This window comes from Pseudomonas edaphica (assembly GCF_965277385.1).
GTDB lineage: Bacteria > Pseudomonadota > Gammaproteobacteria > Pseudomonadales > Pseudomonadaceae > Aquipseudomonas > Aquipseudomonas edaphica.
Genome location: NZ_OZ255725.1, coordinates 4,541,734 through 4,565,755, shown reverse-complemented (window position 1 = coordinate 4,565,755; position 24,022 = coordinate 4,541,734). Strand labels below are relative to the sequence as shown.

Below are 24,022 nucleotides of genomic sequence, written 5' to 3'. Positions count from 1 at the left end.
GGCTCAGCCAACATAGAGCGAACTTACTTATGCCGACTGACACCCACACGTTTCACCTTTCACCCCAGGGCAAACTGCGCTGGGCCATCGCCAGCCTGTTCCTGCTGCCGCAGCTGGTACTGGCCGCCGGCATCACCGTGGTCGACGGGCCTGGCGGGATACCGCAACTGCAAAACCAGCAGGGCGTGCCCATCGTCAATATCGTCGCGCCGAATGCCGGCGGCCTGTCCCATAACCAGTTCCTGGACTACAACGTCGACCGCCAGGGCGTGGTGCTGAACAACGCCCTGCAGGCCGGCCAGTCGCAACTCGCCGGGCAACTGGCGGCGAACCCGCAGTTCCAGGGCCAGGCGGCGAGCGTGATCCTCAACGAAGTGATCAGCCGCAACGCCTCGACCTTAAACGGCGCCCAAGAGATTTTCGGTAAGGCGGCCGATTATGTGTTGGCCAACCCCAACGGTATTTCGGTGAATGGCGGCAGTTTCATTAACACCCCGAACGCCAACCTGGTGGTGGGCCGCCCCGAACTCAATGACGGCAAGCTACAAGCCTTGAACACCCGCGACGCAAGCGGCCAACTGACGGTGCACGGCCAGGGCCTGCAAAACCGCGCGGGCTCGATCAACCTGATCGCGCCGCGCATCGACAGCGACGGGCGCTTGAGTGCCCGCGATCAACTGAACCTCACCGCAGGCCGCAACCAGGTCGACTTCGCCAGTGGGCAAGTGCGCCAGGTCGACCCGGCCAGCAAGACCCAGGACCAGCGCATCGACGCCAGCCTGTTTGGGGCGATGCAGGCCGGACGCATCAACATCATCAGCACGGCCGAAGGTGCTGGCGTGCGCGTAGGCGCGGTGCAGGTGGAAGGTCGTGACGGGGTCAACGTCAGCTCGGCCGGCGACCTCGACATCAGCGGCCAGGTCCACGCCAACAGCCTGGACGCCACCCGCGCCGGCGTGCAAAGCCAGCATGGCGATGTGGACTTGCACAGCGCCAAGGATTTGAACCTGGCCGCCACCGACGTCAGTGGGCGCAACGTCAAGCTCGACGCCGGTCGCAACCTGACCCTCAGTAGCCTGGAAAGCCGCAAACTCCAGGAAAAACGTGAACAGTGGGACAACAGCAACTTCCTGTTCACCTACGAAACCTACGACCGCACCACTACTGATAAAGACTCGCGCCAGCACGGTAACAAGCTCGTAGCGCAGCAGGATGCAACGCTGTCTTCCGGCGCCAAGGCCGAGATCAAGGCCAGCCAAGTCGAAGCGGGCAATGCCTTACGTGTCAACAGCGGCGCCGACCTGCAGGTGAACGCCGCGACCGAAACCCATGAAACCCGCGATCAGGGCAACCATCGCAAACATCTGTGGAAAGCCAACTGGGACAAATCTTCCAGCGAGCAACGCAGCGTCACCAGCAGCCTCAAGGCCGGAAAAACGCTGGAGCTGACCAGCCAGCAGAAACTGCAATTGCAAGGCGCCGAACTGAAAACACCCGGCGATATTCAATTGGCCGGCCGCCAAGTGGAGATCAGCAGCGCCAGCCGCACCCAGGTAAGCCGCGACAACGCTTACTCCGGCGACCTGACCGGCGGCAGCTTCTTTGGCAAGAGCGGCGACGGCGACAAGGGCAAAACCTTGAACACCGGCAGCAAGGTCAACGCCGACGGCAAACTGCTCGTCAAGGCCGACGACGTGCGCATCAGCGGCAGCCAGGCGCGTGGCGGCAAGCAGGCCAGCGTGATCAGCGACAAAGGCTCGCTGGTGATCGACGGCGTAAAAGACACCTCCCACGACAATAGCTACAGCAACGACAGCAAGTTCTTCGGCATTTCCAAGGATGAAAGCCGCAAGCAACTCAAGGACAGCACTGTCGTGGCCAGCAACCTGCGCTCGGACAGCAACCTCAAGCTGCAAAGCGCCAAGGACATTCAAGTCAGTGGCTCTCAGGTGTCGGCCGCCGGTAAATTACAGGCGGACGCCAAGGGCGATATCAAGATCGCTTCGGCTGACAACACCACACACGACACCACCACCACTCACACCCGTGGTTTCGATGGCTACGCCAAGGAAAACGCCGAAGGCACCCGCCAGTACCGCGCTGGCGTGAGCTTTGAGGACCAGCAGCAAACCAGCAAGACCGACACCACAAAACAACAAGCTTCCAGCCTCAGCGGCGCCAGCGTGGCGGTCACCGCCGATGGCAATGTGAGCATCAAGGGTTCCGGCGTCCAAGCCACCCAGGGCGATGCAATTTTGAGCGGCAAAAACGTCGAGTTGCTGGCGACCGATAACAGCACGCGCAACACCACCGACAAAACCACCACCGGCGGTGGCGTGTACTACACCGGCGGTCTGGACAAGGCTGGCAACGGCGCACAGTTCAGCCATCAAAGCAGCCACGACAACAGCAGCAACACCACCGCGCAAACCAGCAACGTGGCAGCGGCTGGCAAACTGACCATCAACGCCGGCAATACCCTCACCAGCCAGGGCGCGCAGGTCAAGGCAGGCTCCGAATTGCAGGTCAAGGCTGGCAATGTCGATAACCAGGCGGCGCACAACAGCCAGACCAGTACCCACAAGGAAAACGGTTGGACCGCCGATGTCGGCGTCAATGTCGAATACAAAGGCATCACCCGACCCATCGAAAAAGCCGTCGAAGGTGTGGCCCAGGCCAAATTCCATCAGCCCGGTTTGCTCGATGCTTTCGAGCAGCCGAATGTCGGGCTGGACGTGGAAGTCGGTCACACCAACAAGACCCGCACCCAGCAGGACAGCACGGCGGTGGTCAGCCAGTTCAGTGGCGCCACGGTGCAGGTGGATGTCGCCGGTAAGTTGCAGGATGAAGGCACTCAGTACCGCGCCACCGATGGCGGGCTGAAGATCGATGCCGGCGAGCATATCGCCAGCGCCGCAGCCAACACCCACAGCAGCAGCGAACAAAGCGTGGACGCCAAGGCAGGCGTGCGGGTCTACACCTCCACCGGTGAAGACGTGAACGTGCGCGGCAGCGGCGCAGGCGGCAGCAGCGATGTGCGCGAAGCCAGCAGCACGGCGGTGGTCGGCAGCTACGCGGGCACTCAGGGCGTGAACATCACGGCCAAGGCCGATGCGCGTTACGCGGGCAGCCAGTTCAACGGTGGCCAGGCGGGCGTCAACCTCAAGGCCGGTGGCGAGTTGGCGCTTGATCAGGCCAGCGACACGCAAAGCACAACCAGCAACAGCCTGCGCGGTAATGGTTCATTGACCGTGGGCACCGCACCGGGCACCAACGGTACCAACGTCAACCTCGGTGCTGGTGTGCAACTGGATAACAAGCAGCTGGCCACCCAAGACAGCCAGGCACGGGTCGCGACGCTTCAAGGCAGCGGGCCGATCCAGCTCAGCAGCGGCGCCGACATGACCCTGCAAGGCACGCAGATCGCCAGCAACGGTGATATCAGCCTGAATGCCGGCGGCAAGCTGGACCTGCAAGCGGCCACCAATACGCATGTCAGCAATGGCAGCAACCTCGGCGGCGGTCTGAGCGTCGGTGCCGGAAAAACCAGTGGCGCCGACAGCAGCGCCAAGACTGGCAGCCTGAGTGCCAACTTCAATATCGGCAAGGTGGCGGAAAACGATCAGGGCGTGGTTGTCGGGCAGTTGCACAGCAAGGGCAACGTGAGCCTCTCCAGCGCCGATGATCTCCATCTGCAAGGTACGCAGATTGCCGCCAAAACGGTCACCCTCGATGCGCAAAACGGCGGCATCCTGCAAGAGTCGGCGCAATCCACCCAGGCTCACAACAGCTGGGGCGTGACCCTCGGCGCGGGTGGCAGCGGCGGTAAAACAACACGGGGCGACGCCGGTGAACACGACACACCCAAGACCCAGCTGGGCATCAATGCCCGCGCCAAGGTCGATGTGGACCACGTGCAAGGCACCACCCAGCACGACAGCCTGATCAAGGCCGATAGCGTAGCCATCAACAGTGCCGGTGATACCCATCTGGCGGGTGCGCGGATTGAGGCGGATCAGGTCAGCGGTAAAGTCGGCGGGGATCTTGTGGTCGAGAGCCGCAAAGACCAGGTCAGCAGCACCAAGGTCAATGTCGACGCCAAGCTTGATGTCGAAAAAAACCAACCCGGCGTGGTCAACAAGCTCGCCAAGACCACCGGCCCGCTCAAGGACAAGGTGCAAGCCAAGGCCGAGGGCGCGTTCGACAAGCATCGGGAGAAGTTGGAAAACGCCGTCGACAAAGGCACCGAGCACCTCGCTTCGGCCAAGGACAGCGTGATCAACGCCAAGGAGCGCCTGGGCGAAAAGCTCAGCCGCAGTGGCAGCTACGAGGTGAATCCTGAACCCCGTGGCGCCTTTGGCACCCGCGTGGACCAGGCCAAGACCTACCTCGCGGACAAGAAAGATGCACTGGGCACGCGCCTGTCCAGCTTCAAGGACAAAGTCTGGCCAAAAACCAGTGACAGCTACACCGTCAGCGGCAAGGACACCACCGGCAGCAAGGTGGCCGATACCGCGCAAAACGTACTGTTCGGTGACAAGAGCGGCAACACCAGCTACACGCCGACGCTGAACCTGGACGTCAGCCACGTGGTGAAAGACAGCGTTAATCAGGCCTCGGGCATTCGCGGTGCTCAGGGCGTAAACCTTGAAGTGGCTGGCGACACACGGCTGACTGGCGCGCGGATCAGCGCCGAAAGCGGCAAGGTTGAGTTGGGCGGCTCCAAAGTGACGGCGACGACGTTGGCAGGCAGCGACTATCGCGCCGATGTCGGGCTGAACCTGTCGAAATCGCCGGTCAACCTGGCGCTGGGCACCAAGGACGAACTGACCCAGAAACAGGACGACGCCACACGCAAGGATCAGGCTTTCAACCTTGGGCCGCTGCGGGTCGGCGGGCACAGTGACCAGCAGGAATTACAGGCGGGGATTGACCAGAAAGGCAGCTAAGTAGCATCGCCTGGGTGACAGCAGCCATGCTCGCTGCCACCCAGGCAAACATTTCTAAATGTTTCTTCACAAAGCCAAACCGTCATTAAACAGCAACATATCAGGAATTAAATCGTCACGTCTTAGACAGGTGGGCCTACCCACTTACCCCTTACCTTGAGGTGTTGTCGTGATGTTGCCGACTAAAAAAAGTCTGTCTGTATTGTTGAGCGCCCTGTGCCTGAGCGGCATGGCCCACGCCACCGACGTTACCGGTGCCGGCTCCAGCTTCGTCTACCCGGTGCTGTCCAAGTGGTCGCAGGACTACAGCAAGAACTCCAGCAACCGCATCAACTATCAGTCGATCGGCTCCGGCGGCGGCATCGCCCAGATCAAGGCAGCCACCGTTGACTTCGGCGCCTCTGACGCACCACTGTCGGCCGACGATCTCAAAGCCGGCGGCCTGGGTCAGTTTCCCAGCGTGATCGGCGGCATCGTGCCGGTGATGAATGTCGAAGGCGTGGCCGCAGGCCAGCTGAAACTCGACGGCGACACCCTGGCAAAGATCTTCCTCGGTGACATCAAGGCCTGGAACGACCCCGCCATCGCCGCGCTCAACCCTGGTGTGAAGTTGCCAAGCGCAAACATCACCGTGGTGCACCGTTCGGACGGCTCCGGCACCTCGTATAACTTCACCAACTACCTGGCCAAAGTCAGCGACAGCTGGAAAACCAAGATTGGTTTCGGCACTACCGTACCGTGGCCGGTCGGTGTGGGCGGCAAGGGCAACGAGGGCGTTTCGGCCTACGTGAAGCAGATCAAGAACTCGATCGGCTTTGTGGAATACGCCTACGCCCTGCAGAACAAAATGACCTTTGCCTCACTGAAGAACGCGTCCGGCAAGTTCGTCGAGCCTAACGCCAAGGCGTTCCAGGCCGCCGCCGACACCGCCGACTGGGCCAGTGCCAAAGACTTCAACCTGATCATGACCAACGCCCCAGGTGAAGGCGCATGGCCGATCACGGCCACCACCTGGATCATCATGTACAAGCAGCCCAAGAATGCCGAGCAAAGCCAGGCGGCGTTCAACTTCTTCAAGTGGTCGCTGGAAAAAGGCCAGGAACAGGCTGCAGCCCTGGACTACGTCGCATTGCCGGGCTCCCTGGTGTCGCGAATCGAAGATTACTGGAAGTCTGACTTCGCCCACTGATTCGCCCTACGACCGCCTTCCTCGATAACTGAGGAAGGCGCTGAGCACCTCTGATATGAACGACACGGTCCACACCCTGGTTATGACTACTCACGCGAGCGACACCGGGGGCGACCGCCGCGCCGCCCGCGATCAACGCCACGACCTGTGGTTCAAACGCTCGATGTTCGGTGCCGCCATGCTGGTACTGGCGCTGCTGGGCGCCATTGCCGCCTCGACCCTGTGGGGCGGCGGGCTGGCGTTCAAGACGTTTGGTTTCGGTTTCATCACCAGCACCGAGTGGGATGCCGTCAATAACCACTTTGGTGCCGTGGTGCCGATTTACGGCACCTTGGTCACCTCCTTTCTCGCCTTGCTGATTGCCGTTCCGGTGAGTTTCGGCATCGCGATTTTTCTGACTGAAGTTGCACCGCCCTGGCTGAAAATGCCGGTGGCCTCGGCGATTGAGCTGCTGGCCGGTATCCCGTCGATCATCTATGGCATGTGGGGTCTGTTCGTGTTCGGGCCTTTCATGGCCGAACACCTGTCGCCGTTGATCAATGACTACCTGGGCGCCCTGCCCTTTGTTGGCTCGCTGTTCCAGGGGCCGCCACTGGGAATCGGCATGCTCACCGCCGGCATTGTGCTGGCGGTGATGATCATGCCGTTTATCACCTCGGTGATGCATGAGGTGTTTCGCAGCGTGCCCACGCAGTTGAAAGAATCCGCCTACGCCTTGGGCAGCACGACGTGGGAAGTGGTGTGGGACATTGTTCTGCCTTACACCCGCTCGGCGGTGGTCGGCGGTATCTTCCTCGGCCTGGGCCGCGCCCTTGGCGAGACCATGGCGGTGACCTTCGTATTGGGTAACGCACAACAGTTTTCCGCCTCGTTGCTGATGCCCAGCAGTTCCATCGCCTCGGTCATCGCCAACGAATTCAGCGAGGCCTACACCGACCTGCATCGCTCTGCGCTGATCGCCTTGGGTTTCCTGCTGTTTATCGTGACCTTCGTCGTGCTCGCGCTCGCGCGACTGCTGCTGATGCGCCTGTCGCGCAAGGAAGGGTTATGAACGCCAACGAACGCCTGTATCGCAAACGCGCATTCAAAAATGGCGTGGCCATGTTCCTCAGTTGCGGCGCCACCGCCTTTGGCTTGCTGTGGCTGACGTGGATTCTGCTGACCACCATTATCAACGGGTTCCAGGCCCTGAACCTGCGCCTGTTTACCCAGATGACCCCACCGCCCGGCACCGAAGGCGGCCTGGCCAATGCGTTTTATGGCAGCGCGTTGATGTCGGCTATCGCGTTGGTGATCGGTACGCCCATCGGGCTGATGGCCGGCATCTGGCTGGCAGAGTTCGCACGCCACTCGCGCCTGGGGACTACGGTGCGTTTCATCAATGACATCCTGCTGTCAGCGCCCTCGATTGTGCTGGGTTTGTTCATCTACACCGGGGTCATCCTGCCGCTGAACCTGCTGACCAATCATCAGGTCGGCTTCTCTGCCATCGCCGGTGCGCTGGCGCTGGCGCTGCTGGTGATTCCGGTGGTGGTGCGCACCACCGATGAAATGCTCCAACTGCAACCCTCCACCATGCGCGAGGCGGCCCTGGCACTCGGTGTACCGCAGTGGAAGCTGACGCTGCAAATCGTGCTGCGGGCGGCCAAGGCCGGCGTAGTCACCGGCATTCTGCTTGCCCTGGCGCGCATCACCGGGGAAACCGCGCCGCTGCTGTTCACCGCCTTTGGCAATCAGTTCTGGAGCAGCAACCTGCTCAAGCCGATCGCCAGCGTGCCCGTGGTTATTTTTCAATACGCCATGAGCCCATTCGACGACTGGCATGCACTTGCCTGGGCCGGCGCATTGGTCCTGACGTTGTTCGTGCTGGTACTCAGCCTGGCATCCCGCCTGATTCTTTTACGCAATAGGTCTCACTGATGGACGCCACCGGCATTGCTCCCGACAAAACCAAAATCCAGGTGCGTGGGTTGGAGTTCTTCTACAACAACCAACGCTCGCTCAAATCCATCAACATGGATATTCCGGAAAAGCGCATTACCGCCATCATCGGGCCTTCGGGCTGCGGCAAGTCCACCATGCTGCGGGTGTTCAACCGCATCTACTCGATGTACCCCAAGCAGGAAGCGCGCGGCGAAGTGCTGCTCAACGGCGAAAACATCCTCGCCCCCGGCTACTCGATGAACCGCCTGCGCAGCCACGTAGGCATGGTGTTCCAGAAGCCGGTGCCGTTTCCGATGTCGATCTACGACAACATCGCCTACGCGGTGCGTCACCACGAAAAACTCTCGCGCCGCGAAATGAACGACCGCGTCGAACAGGCCCTGCGCGGCGGTGCGCTGTGGGATGAAGTCAAAGACAAACTCAACCAGAGCGCCCAGAGCCTCTCCGGCGGCCAGCAACAACGGCTGTGCATCGCCCGCACCATCGCGCTGCGCCCGCAGGTGCTGCTACTGGACGAACCAACCTCCGCCCTCGACCCGATTTCCACCGGACGTATCGAACAGTTGATTACGGAATTGAAGGCGCAGTACACGGTGATCATCGTGACCCACAACATGCAGCAGGCCGCGCGGGTGTCGGACAGCACCGCGTTTATGTTCATGGGGGAATTGATTGAGCATGGCAAGACCGATCAGATCTTTACCACGCCGAAGATGAAGCAGACGGAGGACTATATTACGGGGCGGTTTGGCTAAGGCCGGGCAAGGAGCCGTCTCTTGGAGGCGGTTTTTTACCAGCGCCAAATTGCAGGCAAAAAAAAAACCCGGAAATCCTCACTTGCGTGGGCCTTCCGGATTTTCTAAACCGCCAAAAATGGTGGGTCGTGTGGGATTCGAACCTACGACCAATTGGTTAAAAGCCAACTGCTCTACCAACTGAGCTAACGACCCGCTGTGTGGTGGCGCGTATAATACTGATTTCTAAGGATTATTCAACACCTTATTTTAAATAAATCAGAAATAACGCGTTGAGTCCGCAATTGCGGCGTTTTTGAAGCCTTCTGCTCTCAGTCTGCAAGCGTCACATTTCCCACAGGCACGACCGGAATCGTCTGCCTGGTAGCAGGAAACTGTCAGCGCGTAATCGACGCCCAGTCCTACGCCAGCCTTCACGATGTCTGCCTTGCTCATGTTCTGCAGCGGCGCCTGAATGCGGAATCCCTGCCCTTCCACACCAGCCTTGGTCGCCAGGTTGGCCATGCGTTCGAATGCCTCGACGTATTCCGGACGGCAGTCCGGGTAGCCGTTGTAGTCGAGGGCATTAACACCGATGAAGATGTCGCGGGCTTTCAATACTTCGGCCCAGCCAAGCGCGAGGGACAGGAATACGGTGTTGCGCGCCGGCACGTAGGTCAACGGAATGCCTTCGCTGGGCGCTTCAGGCACATTGATGCTGCTGTCCGTCAGGGCCGAGCCGCCGATGCCGTTGAGGTTGAGGCCGATCACCTTGTGCTCGACCACGCCCAGCTCACGGGCAACACGCTCGGCGGCGTGCAGCTCGGCGCGGTGGCGTTGGCCGTAGTCGAAACTCAGGGTGTAGCAGCTGTAGCCTTGGGCGCGGACCATGGCCACCAGCGTGGCGGAATCGAGACCGCCAGAGAGCAGAATGACCGCGCGCTTTTGCTCGGTCATGTCAGCGCCCCGGCTCGTCGTTCCACAGGTATTTGTGCAACTGCAATTGCAGGCGCACCGGCAGGTTGTCCGCCACGACCCAATCGGCCAGGTCGCGGGCGTTGAGGTCATGGTGGCTCGGCGAGAACAACACCTCACCGGCACGGCGGTCGAGGTTGTACTGGATCAGCTTGGAGGCCGCCCAGTCATAGTCATCCCGCGAACAAATCACGAACTTGACCTGATCGTTGGCCGTCAGCAAATCCATGTTGTCGTAGAGATTGCGGTGCGCTTCCTTGGAACCCGGGGTCTTGAGGTCGACCACCCGGCTCACGCGCGCGTCAACCGCGGAGATATCCAGGGCGCCGCTGGTTTCGAGTGAAACCTCATAGCCAGCGTCACACAGCCGCTTGAGCAACGGGATGGCATTCGGCTGGGCCAGGGGCTCACCACCGGTCACACAGACGTAGCGCGGCTTGAAGCCGGCAACCTGCTCGATGATGTCGTCGAGGGTGCGCACGGTGCCACCGCTGAAGGCGTAGGCGCTGTCACAGTATTGGCAACGCAACGGGCAGCCGGTCAACCGTACAAATACGGTAGGCAGGCCAGCGGTACGCGTTTCACCCTGTAACGAGTAAAAAACTTCGGTAATACGTAATGTGTCTTGCATAGTCGCCACGGGCGTAACAGCTAAACAGGCTGTCCGCCTCCGTCAGGCACTTCAAGGAACCCCGCCAACGCGTAGGCCCCAAAAAGCGTGTTTCATAAAAGGGCGTGGATTCTAACGAAAAAACCCGCGCCAGGCGCGGGTTTCTTCTAAACGGGTTGCATCGCTTACAAGCGCTGCAGATCCCGCTGGGCCAACTGGGCTGCGGAGGTACCCGGATATTGGGCAACCACCTGTTGCAAAATGCCTTTGACCTTGTCGGTGTGACCCAGGCGGCGTTCTACATCAGCCAGTTTATACAGCGAGTCAGGCACCTTGGCATGCTTTGGGTACAGCTGGCTGACCTTGGCAAATGCCTGGCCTGCCGCTTGCAAATCACCCTTTGCCAGGTTCACCTCACCCAGCCAGTACTGGGCATTGCCCGCGTATTGGCTGTTAGGGTATTTGCGCAGGAATGCGGTAAAGGCCTGGCTGGCCTTATCGAAATCCTTGGCTTTGATCAGGTCAAAAGCTGCGTCGTAATACAGCTTTTCCTTGGCCGGATCACCCGGTTCGCTGCTGGCAGCAGGCGCTTGGCTAGCCGCTGCGCCTGCTGCTGCACCACCGGCGGCAGCGCTTGGCGCGCCACCGGCAGAAGAATTATCAGGAGTTGCGGCAGGTGTAACACCGGCTCCAATGCGTCGATCAAGATCCTGGTAACGTTCCAGGCCTTCTTGCTTCAGCTGGTTCACTTGGTTCTGCAAGATCTCAATGGTGCCTTGTTGCTGCGACAATTGATCCTGCATACGTTGCAGCTGGTTGAACAGTTCGCCCTGTGCCGAGGGAGCGGCAGTTGCCGGTCCCCCAGCATAGGCGCCGTTCGTGCCATAACCCGCTGGCGGATAACTGCTCCCGCTATTGTTATAGCCAGAGTTGCTATCTTCCACAGGAACCGCAGCCCACACCGCAAGCGGTGCGAGGCTGAGAGCCAATACAGTTAGAGCACGACGGCACGTTCGCATGACGAATTACTTACGCAGTTCGACGCGACGGTTTTGAGCCCACGACTGTTCGTCGTTGCCAGTTGCAACTGGACGCTCTTTACCGTAGGAAACCAGTTCCAGTTGGCCTGGAGCAACACCTTGCAGTACCAGGTAGCGTTGAACGGCTTTCGCACGACGCTCGCCCAGTGCCATGTTGTACTCACGAGTACCACGGGCGTCAGTGTTACCTTCCAGAACAACGCGAGCGCCGTTAGCTTTCAGGTCCTTCGCGTGAACGTCCAGAGCGCGCATGGCTTCTGGCTTCAGGTCAGAACTGTCGTATTCGAAGTAGAAAGTGGTGATAGCGCGCAGAGCAGCTTCTTCGCTCAGGGAGCCGTCAACTGCACCAGTGTTAGCGCCGTAACCAGCGTTTGGATCAACAGCTGCGCCTTCACCGGCATTGTCGCCGCCTTTAGACGAGCAACCAACGGCTACGGACAGAGCCAGAGCCAGAGCAGCAAACTTACCAAACTTCAGCATTTCCATCGTGAAACTCCTAATGAACCCCAGTGTGTTAAGCAATTCTTTTTGTAGCGCCGCGTCAGTTCAGGTAAGGGGACCAGGATGGTTCTCTGACTTCGCCTTGTGCGGTAGGAAGCGGGAGCCTTACGCGTCCATTAATGGACACGAGCATCAAGACTCCCCGGCCCTGCTGGCGGGTGGCGTAGATTACCATGGTGCCGTTGGGCGCAACAGTGGCTGACTCATCAAGGTTGGTATCTGTGAGGATTTTTACCGTTCCACGCTGCAAATCCTGGGCCGCAACCCGGAAATTAGTGAAACCATCCTGACGGTGAATCATCACCAACGTCTTTTCATCGGCCGAAAGCTTAGGGTTGGCATTGTAGTTACCAATAAAGGTCACGCGTTCCGCGCCACCGCCACCTACGCTTGTTTTGTAGATTTGAGGCTTGCCGCCACGGTCGGAGGTGAAGTAGATGGTCGAGCCATCCTTACCCCAGAACGGTTCGGTATTGATGCCCGGGCCACTGGTTACACGGCTGATCTGCCGCGAAGCCATGTTCATCACGTAAATGTCCGGGTTGCCGTCCTTGGACAGTACGAACGCCAGGCGCGAACCATCCGGCGACCACGCAGGGGCACCGTTGAGGCCTTCAAAGTTGGTGATCTGCTCACGACGACCCGTATCGATGTGCTGCACGAAAATGCGCGGGCGGCGCTGTTCGAACGACACATAGGCAATACGCTTGCCGTCCGGCGCGAAGCGCGGCGACAGGATTGGCTCACGCGACTGCAGCAAGGTCACGGCGCGGGCACCGTCGTAGTCCGAACGCTGCAAGGTGTAACGCGTGTTGTCTACGGAGAAACGCTCAGCCGTTACATAAAGCAGACGTGTCGAGAACGCACCCTTGATACCGGTGAGTTTTTCAAACGACTGGTCCGAGATGTAGTGCGCCATGTCCCGCAGTTGTTCGGCGGTGCCCGATACGCTGCCGGTCAAGACCTGCTGCTCGGTGGCCACGTTGAACAACGTGTACTGGATTTGCAGGCGACCGCCGGCCGGCGTAATGCTGCCGACCATCAGGTACTGGGCGCCTACCGCTTTCCAGTCACGGAAAATGACTTCGCTGGCCTGGGTCGGCTGGCTGATCATGTTGCCTTTTGGAATAGGCGCGTAGTAGCCGGAGTTGCGCAGGTCGTCGCTGACGATCTGGGCCATGTCGTCCGGCAGCACGCTGCCGCCCTGCCAACCGAACGGCACTACCGCGATCGGGGTGGCCCGATCGCTACCGCTGGTGACCAGAATGTTCTTTTCATCCGCCGCCGCTATCCCTGCCATACAGCAAATAACGACAAGCATTCCTCGAAGAAGGTTTCTCACAAGGCTAGATCCTCAGGTGTGAATGTCATCTTGAATGAACGATAGGGAGCGAAGTCGCTTGGTTTCATTCCCTGCATCTCGGTCAACCGGCCAATGTTCTTGACCGCGGCAACCGCCGAACTGTCGAACGAACCGTCACCACTGGACTTGGACACGCTGACCGAAGTCACCGTACCGTCCGGCAACATGCCGATCTGCAGCACTACTGTCATGCCTTTACGTGCCGAAGGTGGACGTGTCCAACCTTCCGCTGCCCGTGCCCGAATCAGGTCGTCGAAACTGCCCGCGACTTCATCGCCACGTTCATCGGCCAAGGCTTGCTGACGCTGCGGCGTGTCGGAGAGCAAATCTGCCAAGGCCTGGGCCTTTTTCTCTTCGGCGGATTTACGCGCTGCTTCCTGGGCCTTTTTCTTGCTGGCGTCGGCGGCAGCTTTCTTCTTCGCGTCGTCGGCGACTTTCTTCTTCGCCTCGTCTGCTTCAGCTTTTTTCTTGGCGTCTTCGGCGGCTTTCTTCTTCGCGTCTTCGACTATCTTCTTCTTGGCGTCTTCAGCGGCCTTTTTCTTGGCCTCTTCTTCGGCAGCTTTTTTGGCTTCTTCTTCAGACTTCTTCTTGGCTATATCAGCCAATTGTTTCTCTTCAGCCTTTTTAGCTTCGGCAGCTTTATCGGCTTTTTTGGCTTCATCAGCCTTTTTGGCCTCGTCAGCTTTCTTGGCTTCGTCAGCCTTTTTCGATTCCTCGGCCTTTTGAGCCGCCTCTTCTTTCTTTTGTTCCGCAGCAGCCTTCACCGCTTCCTGCTCGACCTTCTTCTGTTCCATCTGCTCGACTTCGGTCTGGCGCGCAGCCGACTTCTGGGCCTCACCCGCAATCTTTTGATTGGTCTGGGTGGTGGCCTGACTTTTCGATTTCAGCTGATACAGGGTCGCCTGCACGATCGGCTTGGCTGGCGGCAGGTCCGGGGTCATGGCAAAGCTGACGAACAGCATGCCAAACACCAGGACGTGCAGGGCAATTGCCCAGACGCTAGGCCAGAAGTAGCTTTCCGAGGCGGACGGCTCTCGCTGTTGCTGCATCAGGGCGCCTCGGTAATCAAGCCAACGTTACCCACGCCGGCCTTCTGCAGCCCGCCCATGGCGCCCATGACGGAACCATAGTCGACCACTTTGTCGCCGCGAATGAACACTTGCGTGTGCTTGCCGCCTTCGTTGCCGGACCGGATGATCTTGGTCACGGCGTCCGTCATCTGCGGCAAGGTCATGGCCTTGTCCTGCTGTTTCTGGGTGTCGACTTCGCTGCCAAGGTTCCAGTAATAGGTCTTGTCAGCCTTGATCGAAATGGTCAGGACCTGGGTGTTGTTGTCTTGCGGCAAGGCTTCGCTGGAAACCTTGGGCAGATCAACCTTCACGCCCTGATTGAGCATCGGCGCGGTCACCATGAAGATAACCAGCAGCACCAGCATCACGTCGATGTAAGGCACTACGTTCATCTCGGCGACCGGCTTGCGCTTTTTGCGAGCTCGAGCGATTAAAGCCATTGGAAATTACCTGCTTATTCTTCGCTGGTGTGCACTTTACGGTGCAGGATCGCCTGGAATTCATCGGCGAAGGTGTAGTAACGGCTGATCAAGGTTTCGCCACGAGCGGCAAAACGGTTGTAAGCAATTACTGCGGGAATAGCGGCGAACAGGCCGATCGCGGTGGCGATCAAGGCCTCGGCGATACCCGGGGCCACGGTGGCCAGGGTCGCTTGTTGCGCCTGGGCCAGGCCACGAAAGGAGTTCATGATGCCCCACACGGTACCGAACAGGCCGATGTACGGGCTCACGGAACCGACGGTGGCGAGGAACGGCAAGCTTTGTTCAAGCTTTTCTTCTTCGCGGGAGATGGCAACGCGCATGGCACGGGCCACGCCTTCCATGACCGCTTCCGGGTCAACACCCGGTTGCTGGCGCAGGCGCGAGAATTCCTTGAAACCGGCGCGGAAGATCTGCTCTACGCCCGAATCCGGGTCCGGGTTGCTACCGGCCTGACGGTACAGCTTGGACAGGTCGATACCCGACCAGAAGCGCTCCTCGAAGCTCTCCAGGGCACGTCGACCGGCACGCAGCAGGTTGCTGCGCTGAAAAATCATGACCCAAGAGGTAACCGATGCGGCTACCAGGACCAGCATCACCAGTTGAACCACAACACTGGCATTGCTGACCAGGCTCCACATGGAGGAATGGTCGACGACGGTAGGTTCCACGCTAAATCTCCTGCTTTGATTGTTTACCCGCGCCGCTTACGTCGGCAAAGGCCGCACGTAGAGCTTCGGGAATGGCCCGGGGTTTCAAACTATTGGTGCGCACACAGGCCACCAGGAACTGCCCCTCACAGAGCAGCGTTGCATCCGTTGCCCGCCTGACCTGCTGTTTAAAGCGCAGGCTGACACGGTTCAATTCGATAACTTCAGCGCTGACCAGCAATTCGTCGTCCAGTCGCGCCGGTGCGTGGTAGCGCGCCTCGCTGGAATGCACGACGAATAACAGGTCCTCCCCTGCCAGCTGGGACTGGGCAAAGCCCAGCTCCCGTAGCCGCTCGGTTCGAGCCCGCTCCATGAACTTGAGGTAGTTAACGTAATAAACGATGCCGCCGGCATCGGTGTCCTCGTAATAAACGCGACAGCGATGTGCGAACGACTGATCCCCGTTTTGCGCGCGCATACTCTAGTGCTTACTCCTCAGGTTGCCAATCCGGCTGGGCAACTGTTTTTGCATTCTATTCAGCATTTCTAACGACTGAATGACGACACCAGCCACTAGGACAGCACAAACTTCAGATAAATCGTCTGGCGTGGTGTTATTAATCGTCCACTGCATCGAGGAATTCGTCTACTACAGGCATCTCGCCCAATCGTGACGGAATGTTTAACCCGAAGTGCAAATACGCGTGGCGCGTGACCACGCGGCCCCTTGGCGTACGCATGATGTAACCCTGTTGGATCAGGTACGGTTCCAGCACATCCTCAATGGTATGGCGCTCCTCACTGATCGCCGCGGCCAGGCTGTCCACACCGACCGGGCCACCGTCGAACTTCTCGATCATGGTCAAGAGTAGACGTCGATCCTGGTGGTCGAAGCCATGCTCATCCACATCCAGCAGGTTCAAGGCCAAATCCGCCACGGCCTTGGTGATATGCCCCTTCGCCCGCACCTCGGCAAAATCGCGCACACGACGCAGCAAGCGGTTGGCGATACGCGGCGTGCCACGGGCGCGGCGGGCGATTTCGAACGCGCCTTCCGGGTCCAGCGGCAACCCCAGAATGCCCGCCGAACGGCTGACAATCGTCGCAAGATCGGCAGTGCTATAGAACTCTAGACGTTGAACAATGCCGAAACGGTCTCGCAGCGGATTGGTCAGCATCCCGGCGCGTGTGGTGGCGCCGACCAACGTGAACGGCGGCAGGTCGAGCTTGATCGAGCGGGCCGCCGGGCCTTCACCGATCATGATGTCGAGCTGGAAGTCTTCCATGGCCGGGTACAGCACTTCCTCGACGATCGGCGACAGCCGGTGAATCTCGTCGATAAACAGCACGTCGTGCGGCTCAAGGTTGGTCAGCAGCGCGGCCAGGTCACCCGGACGCTCCAGCACCGGGCCGGAGGTGGACTTGATCGACACGCCCATCTCCTGGGCGATGATCATCGCCAGGGTGGTCTTGCCCAGGCCTGGCGGGCCGAAGATCAACGTGTGATCGAGGGACTCGTTGCGCCCACGCGCAGCCTGGATAAACAGCTCCATCTGCTCGCGCACAGTCGGCTGGCCGATATAGTCGGCAAGGCTGACGGGGCGGATGGCGCGGTCCTGGACTTCTTCACGGTCGCGCGGGCCGGTGGCCGCGATCAGACGATCAGCTTCAATCACTTAAATCATTCCCTTCAGGGCTCGGCGGATCATGTCTTCGCTGCTCAGGTTCTTGTCCTTGATGGCCGACACGGCTTTGCTCGCCTCCTGGGGCTTGTAGCCCAGGGAGATCAGCGCGCTCACGGCATCGCTTTCGGCACTGGCGACCTGGCCGGCCGGCATGTCCGGCTGATTCGGCACCAGCGCGAACATGTTCGGCACCACTTCCCAGGCCTTGAAACGGTCCTTGAGTTCGACCAGCAGGCGCTCGGCGGTTTTTTTGCCGACACCAGGCACCTTGGTTAACGCTGACGTGTCCTGGGCCGAAACCGCGCGTACCAACTCGTCCACTTCCAGGCTCGACATCAACGCCAGCGCCAGCTTTGGCCCCACGCCATTGAGGCGAATCAGCTCACGGAAGAAGTCGCGGTCGCGCTTGCCAATGAAACCATAGAGCAATTGCGCGTCTTCGCGCACCACCAAATGCGTGTGCAATGTTATCGGCTCACCGATCGACGGCAAACGGTACAAGGTGGTCATGGGCACTTCCAGCTCATACCCCAACCCATTTACATCCAGAATCAGGTGCGGCGGCTGTTTCTCAGCCAGGGTGCCGCGCAAGCGTCCAATCACGGTTCAGATCCTTAAAGCTTGGGGTCAGAGCACGGCCTGACCGGAAATAACGATTGCGCTGATGCTATCAGAGACGCAGCCGCCCGCCACGACTGCGTGCGGTGCCCAGGCCATGCGGCAAGAGGCTGGAACGCGTGTGTGCATGGCAAATGGCAATGGCCAGGGCGTCGGAGGCGTCGATTTGCGGCTTTGAGGTGAGCTTGAGCATGTGCATGACCATCATCTGCACCTGCTCTTTATTCGCCGCGCCGGTGCCGACCACGGCCTGTTTGACCTGGGTCGCGGTGTATTCGGCGATTTCCATGCCCTCCTCCGCACCGGCCACAATAGCAGCGCCACGGGCCTGGCCGAGCTTTAAGGCAGAATCGGCGTTTTTGGCCATGAAGACCTTTTCGATGCCCATGGTGACCGGCCCGTAGGTCTGGATCACTTCACGCACGCCGCGGTACACAATCTGCAGACGCTCAGCCAACTCGCCCGCGCCGGTACGGATGCAGCCCGAAGCGACATAGACGCAGCCACGCGGGGTGTGTTGCACCACGCCAAAACCGGTGATGCGCGAACCGGGGTCGATACCAAGGATTAAAGTCATAACGCCTGCAGGTTGGGAGAAACACGATTCTTGCGGCCAACAACAATCAAATGTGGGAGCTGGCTTGCCTGCGATGCAGACACTTCGGTATTTCCGTCAAACCGAGGTGATGCTATCGCAGGCAAGCCAGCTCCCACAGGCGATTTTCATGGTGCTCAGGTGAGTTGTTCGGCTACGGATTCCGGGATGTCGGCATTCGAGTAGACGTTCTGCACATCATCCAGGTCTTCGAGCATATCCAGCATCTTCAGCACTTTCTGCGCGCCGTCCAGGTCCAGCTCGGCGCTGGTGGTCGGCAACATCACGATTTCTGCGTCGGTGCCTTTGAAACCCGCCGCTTCCAGCGCGTTACGCACGGCGTAGAAGCCGGCAAACGAGGTGAATACGTCGATGGAGCCGTCTTCGTTGGTCACCACATCGTCGGCGTCTGCCTCCATGGCCGCTTCCATCAGGGCGTCTTCATCGGTGCCGGGGGCGAACGTGATCTGCCCCTTGCGCTCGAACAGGTAAGCCACCGAGCCATCAGTACCCAGGTTGCCGCCGCACTTGCTGAAGGCATGGCGCACAGCAGCCGCGGTGCGGTTGCGGTTGTCGGTCATGCACTCAACCATCACCGCCACGCCGCCTGGGCCGTAGCCTTCGTAGCTCAGCTCGACCATGTCGTCGGTATCGGCAGCGCCGGCACCACGGGCCACCGCGCGATCAATGATGTCGCGGCTCATGTTCGCGCCCAAGGCCTTGTCCAGCGCCAGGCGCAGACGCGGGTTGGAACCTGGGTCACCACCGCCTTGACGGGCGGCGACGGTCAGTTCGCGAATCCACTTGGTGAAGATCTTGCCTTTCTTGGCATCCTGACGCTCTTTGCGGTGCTTGATGTTCGCCCACTTGGAATGGCCAGCCATAACACAACTCCGAAATTCTCTAGAAACCTTATCAATCCCGCCCCAGGCAGGAATTCCCTCTTTTAAACGCAAAGGCGCATCCGAAGATGCGCCTTTTTGACTGCGTAAAACCTTATTGCGCTTTCACGCCGCAGCCTTACTCAGCCTTCGGCGCCTCGCGCAGACGGATGTGCAGTTCGCGCAGCGCCTTGGCATCCACCACGCCCGGAGCCTGGGTCATGACGTCCGCAGCACTCTGGGTTTTCGGGAAGGCGATCACTTCGCGGATCGACTGGGCGCCGGTCATCAGCATCACCAGACGGTCCAGGCCAAACGCCAAGCCACCGTGCGGCGGTGCGCCGTACTTCAGGGCGTCGAGCAGGAAGCCGAACTTCTCTTCCTGTTCCGCTTCGTTGATGCCCAACAGGCGGAACACCGCTTGTTGCATCTCTTTGCGGTGGATACGGATCGAACCGCCACCCAGCTCGGTGCCGTTGAGCACCATGTCGTAGGCGCGCGACAGTGCGCCGGCCGGGTTGGCTTCCAACTCTTCAGGCGAGCACTTCGGCGCGGTGAACGGGTGGTGCAAGGCGCTGAAGCTGCCGTCTTCGTTTTCTTCGAACATCGGGAAGTCGACGACCCACATCGGCGCCCACTTGCAGGTCAGCAGGTCCAGGTCGTGACCGAGCTTGATGCGCAGCGCGCCCAAGGCTTCGCTGACGATCTTGGCCTTGTCGGCACCGAAGAACACGATGTCGCCATCGACTGCACCGACGCGGTCGAGGATCGCGTTCAGGTTGTCCAGCGGGATGTTTTTCACGATCGGCGATTGCAGGCCGTCAACGCCATTGGCGCGCTCGTTAACCTTGATGTACGCCAGGCCTTTGGCACCGTAGATGCCGACGAACTTGGTGTAGTCGTCGATCTGCTTGCGCGGCATGCTCGCGCCGCCAGGCACGCGCAGGGCGGCGATACGGCATTTCGGGTCGTTGGCCGGGCCGCTGAACACCTTGAAGTCGACTTCCTTGAGCTGGTCGGCCACGTCCACCAGTTCCAGCGGGTTACGCAGGTCTGGCTTGTCGGAACCGTAGCGGCGCATGGCTTCTTCGAAGGTCATGTGCGGGAATTCGCCGAATTCCAGGTCCAGCACTTCCTTGAACAGGTTGCGGATCATTTGCTCGGTCAGGCCCATGATCTCTTTTTCATCGAGGAAGCTGGTCTCGATGTCGATCTGGGTGAATTCCGGCTGACGGTCAGCGCGCAGGTCTTCGTCGCGGAAGCACTTGGCGATCTGGTAGTAGCGGTCAAAGCCGGCGACCATCAGCAGTTGCTTGAACAGCTGCGGCGATTGCGGCAATGCGAAGAAGGAACCGGCGTGGGTACGGCTCGGCACCAGGTAGTCACGCGCACCTTCCGGGGTGGCCCGGGTCAGGATCGGCGTTTCGACGTCGAGGAAGCCGTTTTCGTCGAGGAAGCGGCGGATGCTGGTGGTCATGCGCGAACGCAGGCGCAGTTTCTCGGCCATTTCCGGACGACGCAGGTCCAGGAAACGGTAGCGCAGGCGGGTTTCTTCGCCCACGTCGGAGTATTCGTTGAGTGGGAACGGCGGGGTTTCCGACTCGTTCAGCACTTCCAGCTCATAGCCCAGCACTTCGATGGCGCCGGAGGCCATGTTGGCGTTTACAGCACCGGCCGGGCGCAGGCGCACCTTGCCGGTGATTTTAACGACGTATTCGCTGCGCACGCGGTCGGCGGCGGCGAAGCTCTCGGCGCGGTCCGGGTCGAACACCACTTGGGCCAGACCATCACGATCACGGATATCGAGGAAGATCACCCCGCCGTGGTCGCGGCGACGGTGAACCCATCCGCAAAGGGTGATTTCCTGACCATCCAGGGTCTCGTTCAGTTGGCCGCAATAGTGGCTGCGCATCATGGTAGTGGTTTCACTTCTCGTAATTCGAAATTCGGTGGAGGCTCGCCTTGTCACCGTACAGTTAAGCAGGGGACGGATAATGCAGGAGCCTGCGCGTAGAGTTCAACTCAGTCTGCTTTGTCGCCGCCCGCCAGATTCTTCTTGGCGCCGGTCTTGAAGTCGGTCTCATACCAGCCGCCGCCGCTCAGGCGGAAGCCCGGCATGGACAACATCTTCTTCAGCTCAGGTGCCTGGCAGGCAGGGCAATCGACCAGCGGCGCGGCGCTGATCTTCTGAATGGCTTCCAACTGATGACCACAGGAAGCACATTGATAATCGTACATGGGCATGGAGATGTCTCGGCGATCAGATCGTAACTGCGCCACGCCCACCCTGTGGATAAGCCAGGGGCGCGCAGCAAAGCGCGGGATTATATCTGGTAAATCGACACAGCGCAGCCGGCTTTCTGCCCGAAGCCTGGCCCGCCTTGACGGTGGGCCTGCTTCGCAACCGGCGGTTTAATCCAGGCCCGTGGCGCTGGCACGATCTTTTAATACGTGGACCACGCACACCACCCGCACCAACCCGCTGAAGTTCTTCACTCCCCCGTAACGCAAATGCACTTCCCGATCGACATACGACAGCAACGCGCTGACTGAACAGGCATTGATCCTGGCTATCTCCGTGAGGATATTCCAGTAGATCTGCTCAAGACGCAGGCAGGTGGAAAACCCATTGAGCCTGACCGACCGGGACAATGGCTTGGCCAGTCCCATGTCGAACCCTTTGGCAAAGGGGTCGACCTTTATCTTGTGAAAACCGGCGGTTTCCATCACTCCATTACCCACTCCGCGTGACATACACCTGACACTCCATTGCCAAACAGCAGCCCATGGGTTTCTCCCATTGGGCAGTGGGCCTATAAAACAGCAGGGCGAGAGGGGCAGCCAGAAGACGCGGATTGGAAAGTTGTAGGACAACGGCAGGAAATGCGGAGAAACAAGCGAGCGGCGCCGGGAAGGCGCCGCTCAGGGGGGGGCTTTACTGGTTTTCAAGCAACGAACGCAGCATCCACGCGGTTTTCTCGTGAACCTGCATGCGCTGGGTCAACAGGTCGGCGGTCGGCTCGTCGCTGACCTTGTCGAGCAGTGGGAAAATACCGCGCGCGGTGCGGGTGACGGCTTCCTGGCCGGCCACCAGTTGCTTGATCATCTCTTCGGCGCTGGGCACGCCCTCTTCTTCCTTGATCGAAGACAGCCGGGCATAGATCGAATAGGCACCCGGCGCCGGGAAGCCCAGGGCGCGGATACGCTCGGCAATGGAGTCCACCGCCAGCGCGAGTTCGTTGTACTGCTCCTCGAACATCAAGTGCAGCGTACGAAACATGGGACCCGTGACGTTCCAGTGGAAGTTGTGGGTTTTCAAATACAGTACATAGGTATCGGACAGCAGCCGTGAAAGCCCATCGACGATGGATTTACGATCTTCTTCACTGATACCAATATCGATTGCCATGTTTTTCCCCTTCAATTGACGAACATTCATTGATCAGGTGCAGGACCACTCTAGCAAGAGTGCCGGCGGTGTGCAGCCCGACACAGGCAGACAGCGTGCGACATATCGCCCCTCTCCACGGCTGCACCTATGAGCGACGGGCCAACCTTTGTGACGAGTCGGAAAACTTTAAAATTACCGCTCGCAAACCCCGCCACTGTCTAGGACAAGGGTTTGACGCAGAAATGCCTTTGCCCTTGCAACGCCCCGAAATGCTTGATTTGAGTAGGCACAGCCTTTGCTGTTAAATAGGCGGCGTGTGGTTACCGTTCATTTCTGCGGTACGCCACATAGGCTGATACCCGCGCACGTGCTCAACGCCTCCCATTGTTCAGAAGCGAACCGTGCCAGTCAGCTCTTCCTTGTGATCCGTCTTAACGTGAGTTAATCAAAATGTTGAAAATCGTCCACCTCCTGACGGGCGTTGCAGCGTTGCTGCTGTCCTTTATTCCGAGTCTGCAGCCTGAAAGCCTGCCGTACCTGGAACAACACGACGCCCTGTACCTGGCCTTGTTCGGCCTTCTTAACCTGACGCTCGCACCGGTAATCCCTTACTGGAACAAAGGCACGCGTCATCAACTGCAAAACCTGGTCAGCGCGCTGTTGGTACTGACCGTTGTCGTGCAAACCCTCACCCTCCTGGCACCTATGCCTGAAGTGGGCGGCCACCCGGCCATCCTGCTCAGCCTGGTGATTGCTGTGGTCGCCATCGTTCTTCACCTGGCCATCAGCTTCTACCGTTCGTCGCCTGCCGCGGCGTCGCAAAACTACGACATGACCAACCGGGATACCGGGACCGTCAAGTGGTTCAACACCTCCAAAGGCTTCGGCTTTATTTCCCGCGATTCGGGCGACGATATCTTCGTCCACTTCCGGGCCATCCGTGGCGAAGGCCATCGCGTCCTGGTCGAAGGCCAGCGCGTGGAGTTCTCCGTCATGAACCGCGACAAAGGCCTGCAAGCCGAAGACGTGATTGCGGCCTTGCCGCGTCGCTGATTCCTACCCGCAGCGCATAAAAAAACCGCGATCCGGCTGAGCTGGATCGCGGTTTTTTATGCGCGGCTGTTTAACGAAGGACCGATTAATAATGTGGCGGCGGTGCTTCTTCTTCGGAGGTCTCGAACTGCCCGCCCATTTCCTCCTGGCGCTTGAGCAGCGCCGTCATCTGCATTTGCAGGCGCTCAACCGCACGCTGCTGAGTGACCAGGATGTCATTGAGGGTTTCGATGGTGTCGTCCTGGAAGGCCAGGCGGCTTTCCAGATCGGTAACGCGGTCTTGCAGATCCATGAT

At 59.6% G+C, this 24,022-nt stretch carries 24 protein-coding genes and 1 tRNA gene; 6 read left to right on the top strand and 19 right to left on the bottom strand.

The window, feature by feature from the left end:
* The first annotated feature begins 29 nt into the window (after window positions 1-29).
* The 5 genes from ACQY47_RS20740 (at window position 30) to pstB (ending at window position 8,837) form a co-directional block, all read left to right on the top strand.
* Window positions 30-4,949 (top strand): hemagglutinin repeat-containing protein, encoded by a 4,920-nt coding sequence (locus ACQY47_RS20740; RefSeq protein ID WP_428551438.1) that lies wholly within the window; start codon window positions 30-32, stop codon window positions 4,947-4,949.
* A gap of 172 nt (window positions 4,950-5,121) precedes the next feature.
* Window positions 5,122-6,138, top strand: a complete 1,017-nt coding sequence (pstS, locus tag ACQY47_RS20735) for a phosphate ABC transporter substrate-binding protein PstS (protein WP_017139136.1) — start codon at window positions 5,122-5,124, stop codon at window positions 6,136-6,138.
* Between the two features lie 55 nt (window positions 6,139-6,193).
* The gene (gene pstC, locus ACQY47_RS20730; RefSeq protein WP_017139135.1) at window positions 6,194-7,189 is read left to right on the top strand and encodes a phosphate ABC transporter permease subunit PstC; all 996 of its coding nucleotides are present in this window, start codon (window positions 6,194-6,196) and stop codon (window positions 7,187-7,189) included.
* Window positions 7,186-8,058, top strand: a complete 873-nt coding sequence (gene pstA / locus ACQY47_RS20725) for a phosphate ABC transporter permease PstA (RefSeq protein ID WP_170039895.1) — start codon at window positions 7,186-7,188, stop codon at window positions 8,056-8,058. The genes pstC and pstA overlap by 4 nt, the downstream gene beginning before the upstream one ends.
* Entirely contained in the window at window positions 8,058-8,837 is a 780-nt protein-coding gene (gene pstB, locus ACQY47_RS20720) for a phosphate ABC transporter ATP-binding protein PstB (protein ID WP_017139133.1), read from the top strand. The genes pstA and pstB overlap by 1 nt, the downstream gene beginning before the upstream one ends.
* Before the next feature lie 119 nt (window positions 8,838-8,956).
* On the opposite strand, the gene ACQY47_RS20715 is transcribed toward pstB, so the two are convergent.
* The 18 genes from ACQY47_RS20715 to ACQY47_RS20630 form a co-directional block, all read right to left on the bottom strand.
* Window positions 8,957-9,032, bottom strand: a tRNA-Lys gene (locus tag ACQY47_RS20715).
* A gap of 63 nt (window positions 9,033-9,095) precedes the next feature.
* Complete coding sequence (gene queC, locus ACQY47_RS20710) at window positions 9,096-9,773, bottom strand: 7-cyano-7-deazaguanine synthase QueC (protein WP_428551432.1); 678 nt, start codon at window positions 9,771-9,773, stop codon at window positions 9,096-9,098.
* Window position 9,774: 1 nt separating this feature from the next.
* Entirely contained in the window at window positions 9,775-10,422 is a 648-nt protein-coding gene (gene queE, locus ACQY47_RS20705) for a 7-carboxy-7-deazaguanine synthase QueE (RefSeq protein WP_017139819.1), read from the bottom strand.
* Between the two features lie 164 nt (window positions 10,423-10,586).
* The gene (ybgF, locus tag ACQY47_RS20700) at window positions 10,587-11,420 is read right to left on the bottom strand and encodes a tol-pal system protein YbgF (RefSeq protein ID WP_017139818.1); all 834 of its coding nucleotides are present in this window, start codon (window positions 11,418-11,420) and stop codon (window positions 10,587-10,589) included.
* Between the two features lie 6 nt (window positions 11,421-11,426).
* A complete protein-coding gene (gene pal, locus ACQY47_RS20695) occupies window positions 11,427-11,927 on the bottom strand; it encodes a peptidoglycan-associated lipoprotein Pal (RefSeq protein ID WP_003193861.1) in 501 nt (166 codons plus the stop codon).
* 55 nt (window positions 11,928-11,982) lie between these two features.
* The gene (gene tolB, locus ACQY47_RS20690; protein ID WP_032865998.1) at window positions 11,983-13,263 is read right to left on the bottom strand and encodes a Tol-Pal system beta propeller repeat protein TolB; all 1,281 of its coding nucleotides are present in this window, start codon (window positions 13,261-13,263) and stop codon (window positions 11,983-11,985) included.
* A gap of 17 nt (window positions 13,264-13,280) precedes the next feature.
* Complete coding sequence (gene tolA / locus ACQY47_RS20685; RefSeq protein ID WP_017139816.1) at window positions 13,281-14,354, bottom strand: cell envelope integrity protein TolA; 1,074 nt, start codon at window positions 14,352-14,354, stop codon at window positions 13,281-13,283.
* A complete protein-coding gene (tolR, locus tag ACQY47_RS20680) occupies window positions 14,354-14,806 on the bottom strand; it encodes a protein TolR (protein WP_161630238.1) in 453 nt (150 codons plus the stop codon). Before tolR ends, tolA begins: the two co-directional genes overlap by 1 nt.
* Window positions 14,807-14,829: 23 nt before the next feature.
* The gene (gene tolQ, locus ACQY47_RS20675; RefSeq protein ID WP_003209819.1) at window positions 14,830-15,525 is read right to left on the bottom strand and encodes a protein TolQ; all 696 of its coding nucleotides are present in this window, start codon (window positions 15,523-15,525) and stop codon (window positions 14,830-14,832) included.
* Window position 15,526: 1 nt separating this feature from the next.
* Window positions 15,527-15,982 carry a tol-pal system-associated acyl-CoA thioesterase gene (ybgC, locus tag ACQY47_RS20670; RefSeq protein ID WP_015885610.1) on the bottom strand — a complete coding sequence of 152 codons (456 nt, stop codon included), beginning with the start codon at window positions 15,980-15,982 and terminating at the stop codon, window positions 15,527-15,529.
* Window positions 15,983-16,121: 139 nt separating this feature from the next.
* Window positions 16,122-17,180, bottom strand: coding sequence for a Holliday junction branch migration DNA helicase RuvB (ruvB, locus tag ACQY47_RS20665; RefSeq protein ID WP_017139814.1), 1,059 nt, complete (start codon window positions 17,178-17,180; stop codon window positions 16,122-16,124).
* On the bottom strand, window positions 17,181-17,792 hold the full coding sequence (gene ruvA / locus ACQY47_RS20660; protein ID WP_056858571.1) for a Holliday junction branch migration protein RuvA: 612 nt from the start codon (window positions 17,790-17,792) through the stop codon (window positions 17,181-17,183).
* Between the two features lie 67 nt (window positions 17,793-17,859).
* Window positions 17,860-18,384 (bottom strand): crossover junction endodeoxyribonuclease RuvC, encoded by a 525-nt coding sequence (gene ruvC, locus ACQY47_RS20655; protein ID WP_024077147.1) that lies wholly within the window; start codon window positions 18,382-18,384, stop codon window positions 17,860-17,862.
* Window positions 18,385-18,539: 155 nt separating this feature from the next.
* Entirely contained in the window at window positions 18,540-19,286 is a 747-nt protein-coding gene (locus ACQY47_RS20650) for a YebC/PmpR family DNA-binding transcriptional regulator (RefSeq protein WP_017139810.1), read from the bottom strand.
* A 136-nt stretch (window positions 19,287-19,422) separates the two neighbouring features.
* Window positions 19,423-21,198, bottom strand: coding sequence for an aspartate--tRNA ligase (gene aspS / locus ACQY47_RS20645; protein ID WP_017139809.1), 1,776 nt, complete (start codon window positions 21,196-21,198; stop codon window positions 19,423-19,425).
* 107 nt (window positions 21,199-21,305) lie between these two features.
* Window positions 21,306-21,527, bottom strand: a complete 222-nt coding sequence (locus ACQY47_RS20640; protein WP_017139808.1) for an FmdB family zinc ribbon protein — start codon at window positions 21,525-21,527, stop codon at window positions 21,306-21,308.
* Between the two features lie 168 nt (window positions 21,528-21,695).
* Complete coding sequence (locus tag ACQY47_RS20635) at window positions 21,696-22,037, bottom strand: ribbon-helix-helix domain-containing protein (protein WP_017139807.1); 342 nt, start codon at window positions 22,035-22,037, stop codon at window positions 21,696-21,698.
* A 181-nt stretch (window positions 22,038-22,218) separates the two neighbouring features.
* Window positions 22,219-22,692: a Dps family protein gene (locus tag ACQY47_RS20630; RefSeq protein WP_003193874.1), complete on the bottom strand. Its 474-nt coding sequence runs from the start codon at window positions 22,690-22,692 to the stop codon at window positions 22,219-22,221.
* Window positions 22,693-23,124: 432 nt separating this feature from the next.
* On the opposite strand from ACQY47_RS20630, the gene ACQY47_RS20625 reads away from it, so the two are divergent.
* Entirely contained in the window at window positions 23,125-23,727 is a 603-nt protein-coding gene (locus tag ACQY47_RS20625) for a cold-shock protein (protein ID WP_003193875.1), read from the top strand.
* Window positions 23,728-23,812: 85 nt separating this feature from the next.
* On the opposite strand, the gene ACQY47_RS20620 is transcribed toward ACQY47_RS20625, so the two are convergent.
* Window positions 23,813-24,019: a SlyX family protein gene (locus ACQY47_RS20620; RefSeq protein ID WP_017139805.1), complete on the bottom strand. Its 207-nt coding sequence runs from the start codon at window positions 24,017-24,019 to the stop codon at window positions 23,813-23,815.
* Between the last annotated feature and the right edge of the window lie 3 nt (window positions 24,020-24,022).

Bases quoted from the DNA above. Each gene is read 5' to 3' on its own strand.
- ACQY47_RS20740 (WP_428551438.1), top strand. From the start codon at position 30: ATGCCGACTGACACCCACACGTTTCACCTTTCACCCCAGGGCAAACTG.
- pstS (WP_017139136.1), top strand. From the start codon at position 5,122: ATGTTGCCGACTAAAAAAAGTCTGTCTGTATTGTTGAGCGCCCTGTGC.
- pstC (WP_017139135.1), top strand. From the start codon at position 6,194: ATGAACGACACGGTCCACACCCTGGTTATGACTACTCACGCGAGCGAC.
- pstA (WP_170039895.1), top strand. From the start codon at position 7,186: ATGAACGCCAACGAACGCCTGTATCGCAAACGCGCATTCAAAAATGGC.
- pstB (WP_017139133.1), top strand. From the start codon at position 8,058: ATGGACGCCACCGGCATTGCTCCCGACAAAACCAAAATCCAGGTGCGT.
- queC (WP_428551432.1), bottom strand. From the start codon at position 9,773: ATGACCGAGCAAAAGCGCGCGGTCATTCTGCTCTCTGGCGGTCTCGAT.
- queE (WP_017139819.1), bottom strand. From the start codon at position 10,422: ATGCAAGACACATTACGTATTACCGAAGTTTTTTACTCGTTACAGGGT.
- ybgF (WP_017139818.1), bottom strand. From the start codon at position 11,420: ATGCGAACGTGCCGTCGTGCTCTAACTGTATTGGCTCTCAGCCTCGCA.
- pal (WP_003193861.1), bottom strand. From the start codon at position 11,927: ATGGAAATGCTGAAGTTTGGTAAGTTTGCTGCTCTGGCTCTGGCTCTG.
- tolB (WP_032865998.1), bottom strand. From the start codon at position 13,263: ATGCTTGTCGTTATTTGCTGTATGGCAGGGATAGCGGCGGCGGATGAA.
- tolA (WP_017139816.1), bottom strand. From the start codon at position 14,354: ATGCAGCAACAGCGAGAGCCGTCCGCCTCGGAAAGCTACTTCTGGCCT.
- ybgC (WP_015885610.1), bottom strand. From the start codon at position 15,982: ATGCGCGCGCAAAACGGGGATCAGTCGTTCGCACATCGCTGTCGCGTT.
- ruvC (WP_024077147.1), bottom strand. From the start codon at position 18,384: ATGACTTTAATCCTTGGTATCGACCCCGGTTCGCGCATCACCGGTTTT.
- ACQY47_RS20650 (WP_017139810.1), bottom strand. From the start codon at position 19,286: ATGGCTGGCCATTCCAAGTGGGCGAACATCAAGCACCGCAAAGAGCGT.
- aspS (WP_017139809.1), bottom strand. From the start codon at position 21,198: ATGATGCGCAGCCACTATTGCGGCCAACTGAACGAGACCCTGGATGGT.
- ACQY47_RS20640 (WP_017139808.1), bottom strand. From the start codon at position 21,527: ATGCCCATGTACGATTATCAATGTGCTTCCTGTGGTCATCAGTTGGAA.
- ACQY47_RS20635 (WP_017139807.1), bottom strand. From the start codon at position 22,037: ATGTCACGCGGAGTGGGTAATGGAGTGATGGAAACCGCCGGTTTTCAC.
- ACQY47_RS20630 (WP_003193874.1), bottom strand. From the start codon at position 22,692: ATGGCAATCGATATTGGTATCAGTGAAGAAGATCGTAAATCCATCGTC.
- ACQY47_RS20625 (WP_003193875.1), top strand. From the start codon at position 23,125: ATGTTGAAAATCGTCCACCTCCTGACGGGCGTTGCAGCGTTGCTGCTG.
- ACQY47_RS20620 (WP_017139805.1), bottom strand. From the start codon at position 24,019: ATGGATCTGCAAGACCGCGTTACCGATCTGGAAAGCCGCCTGGCCTTC.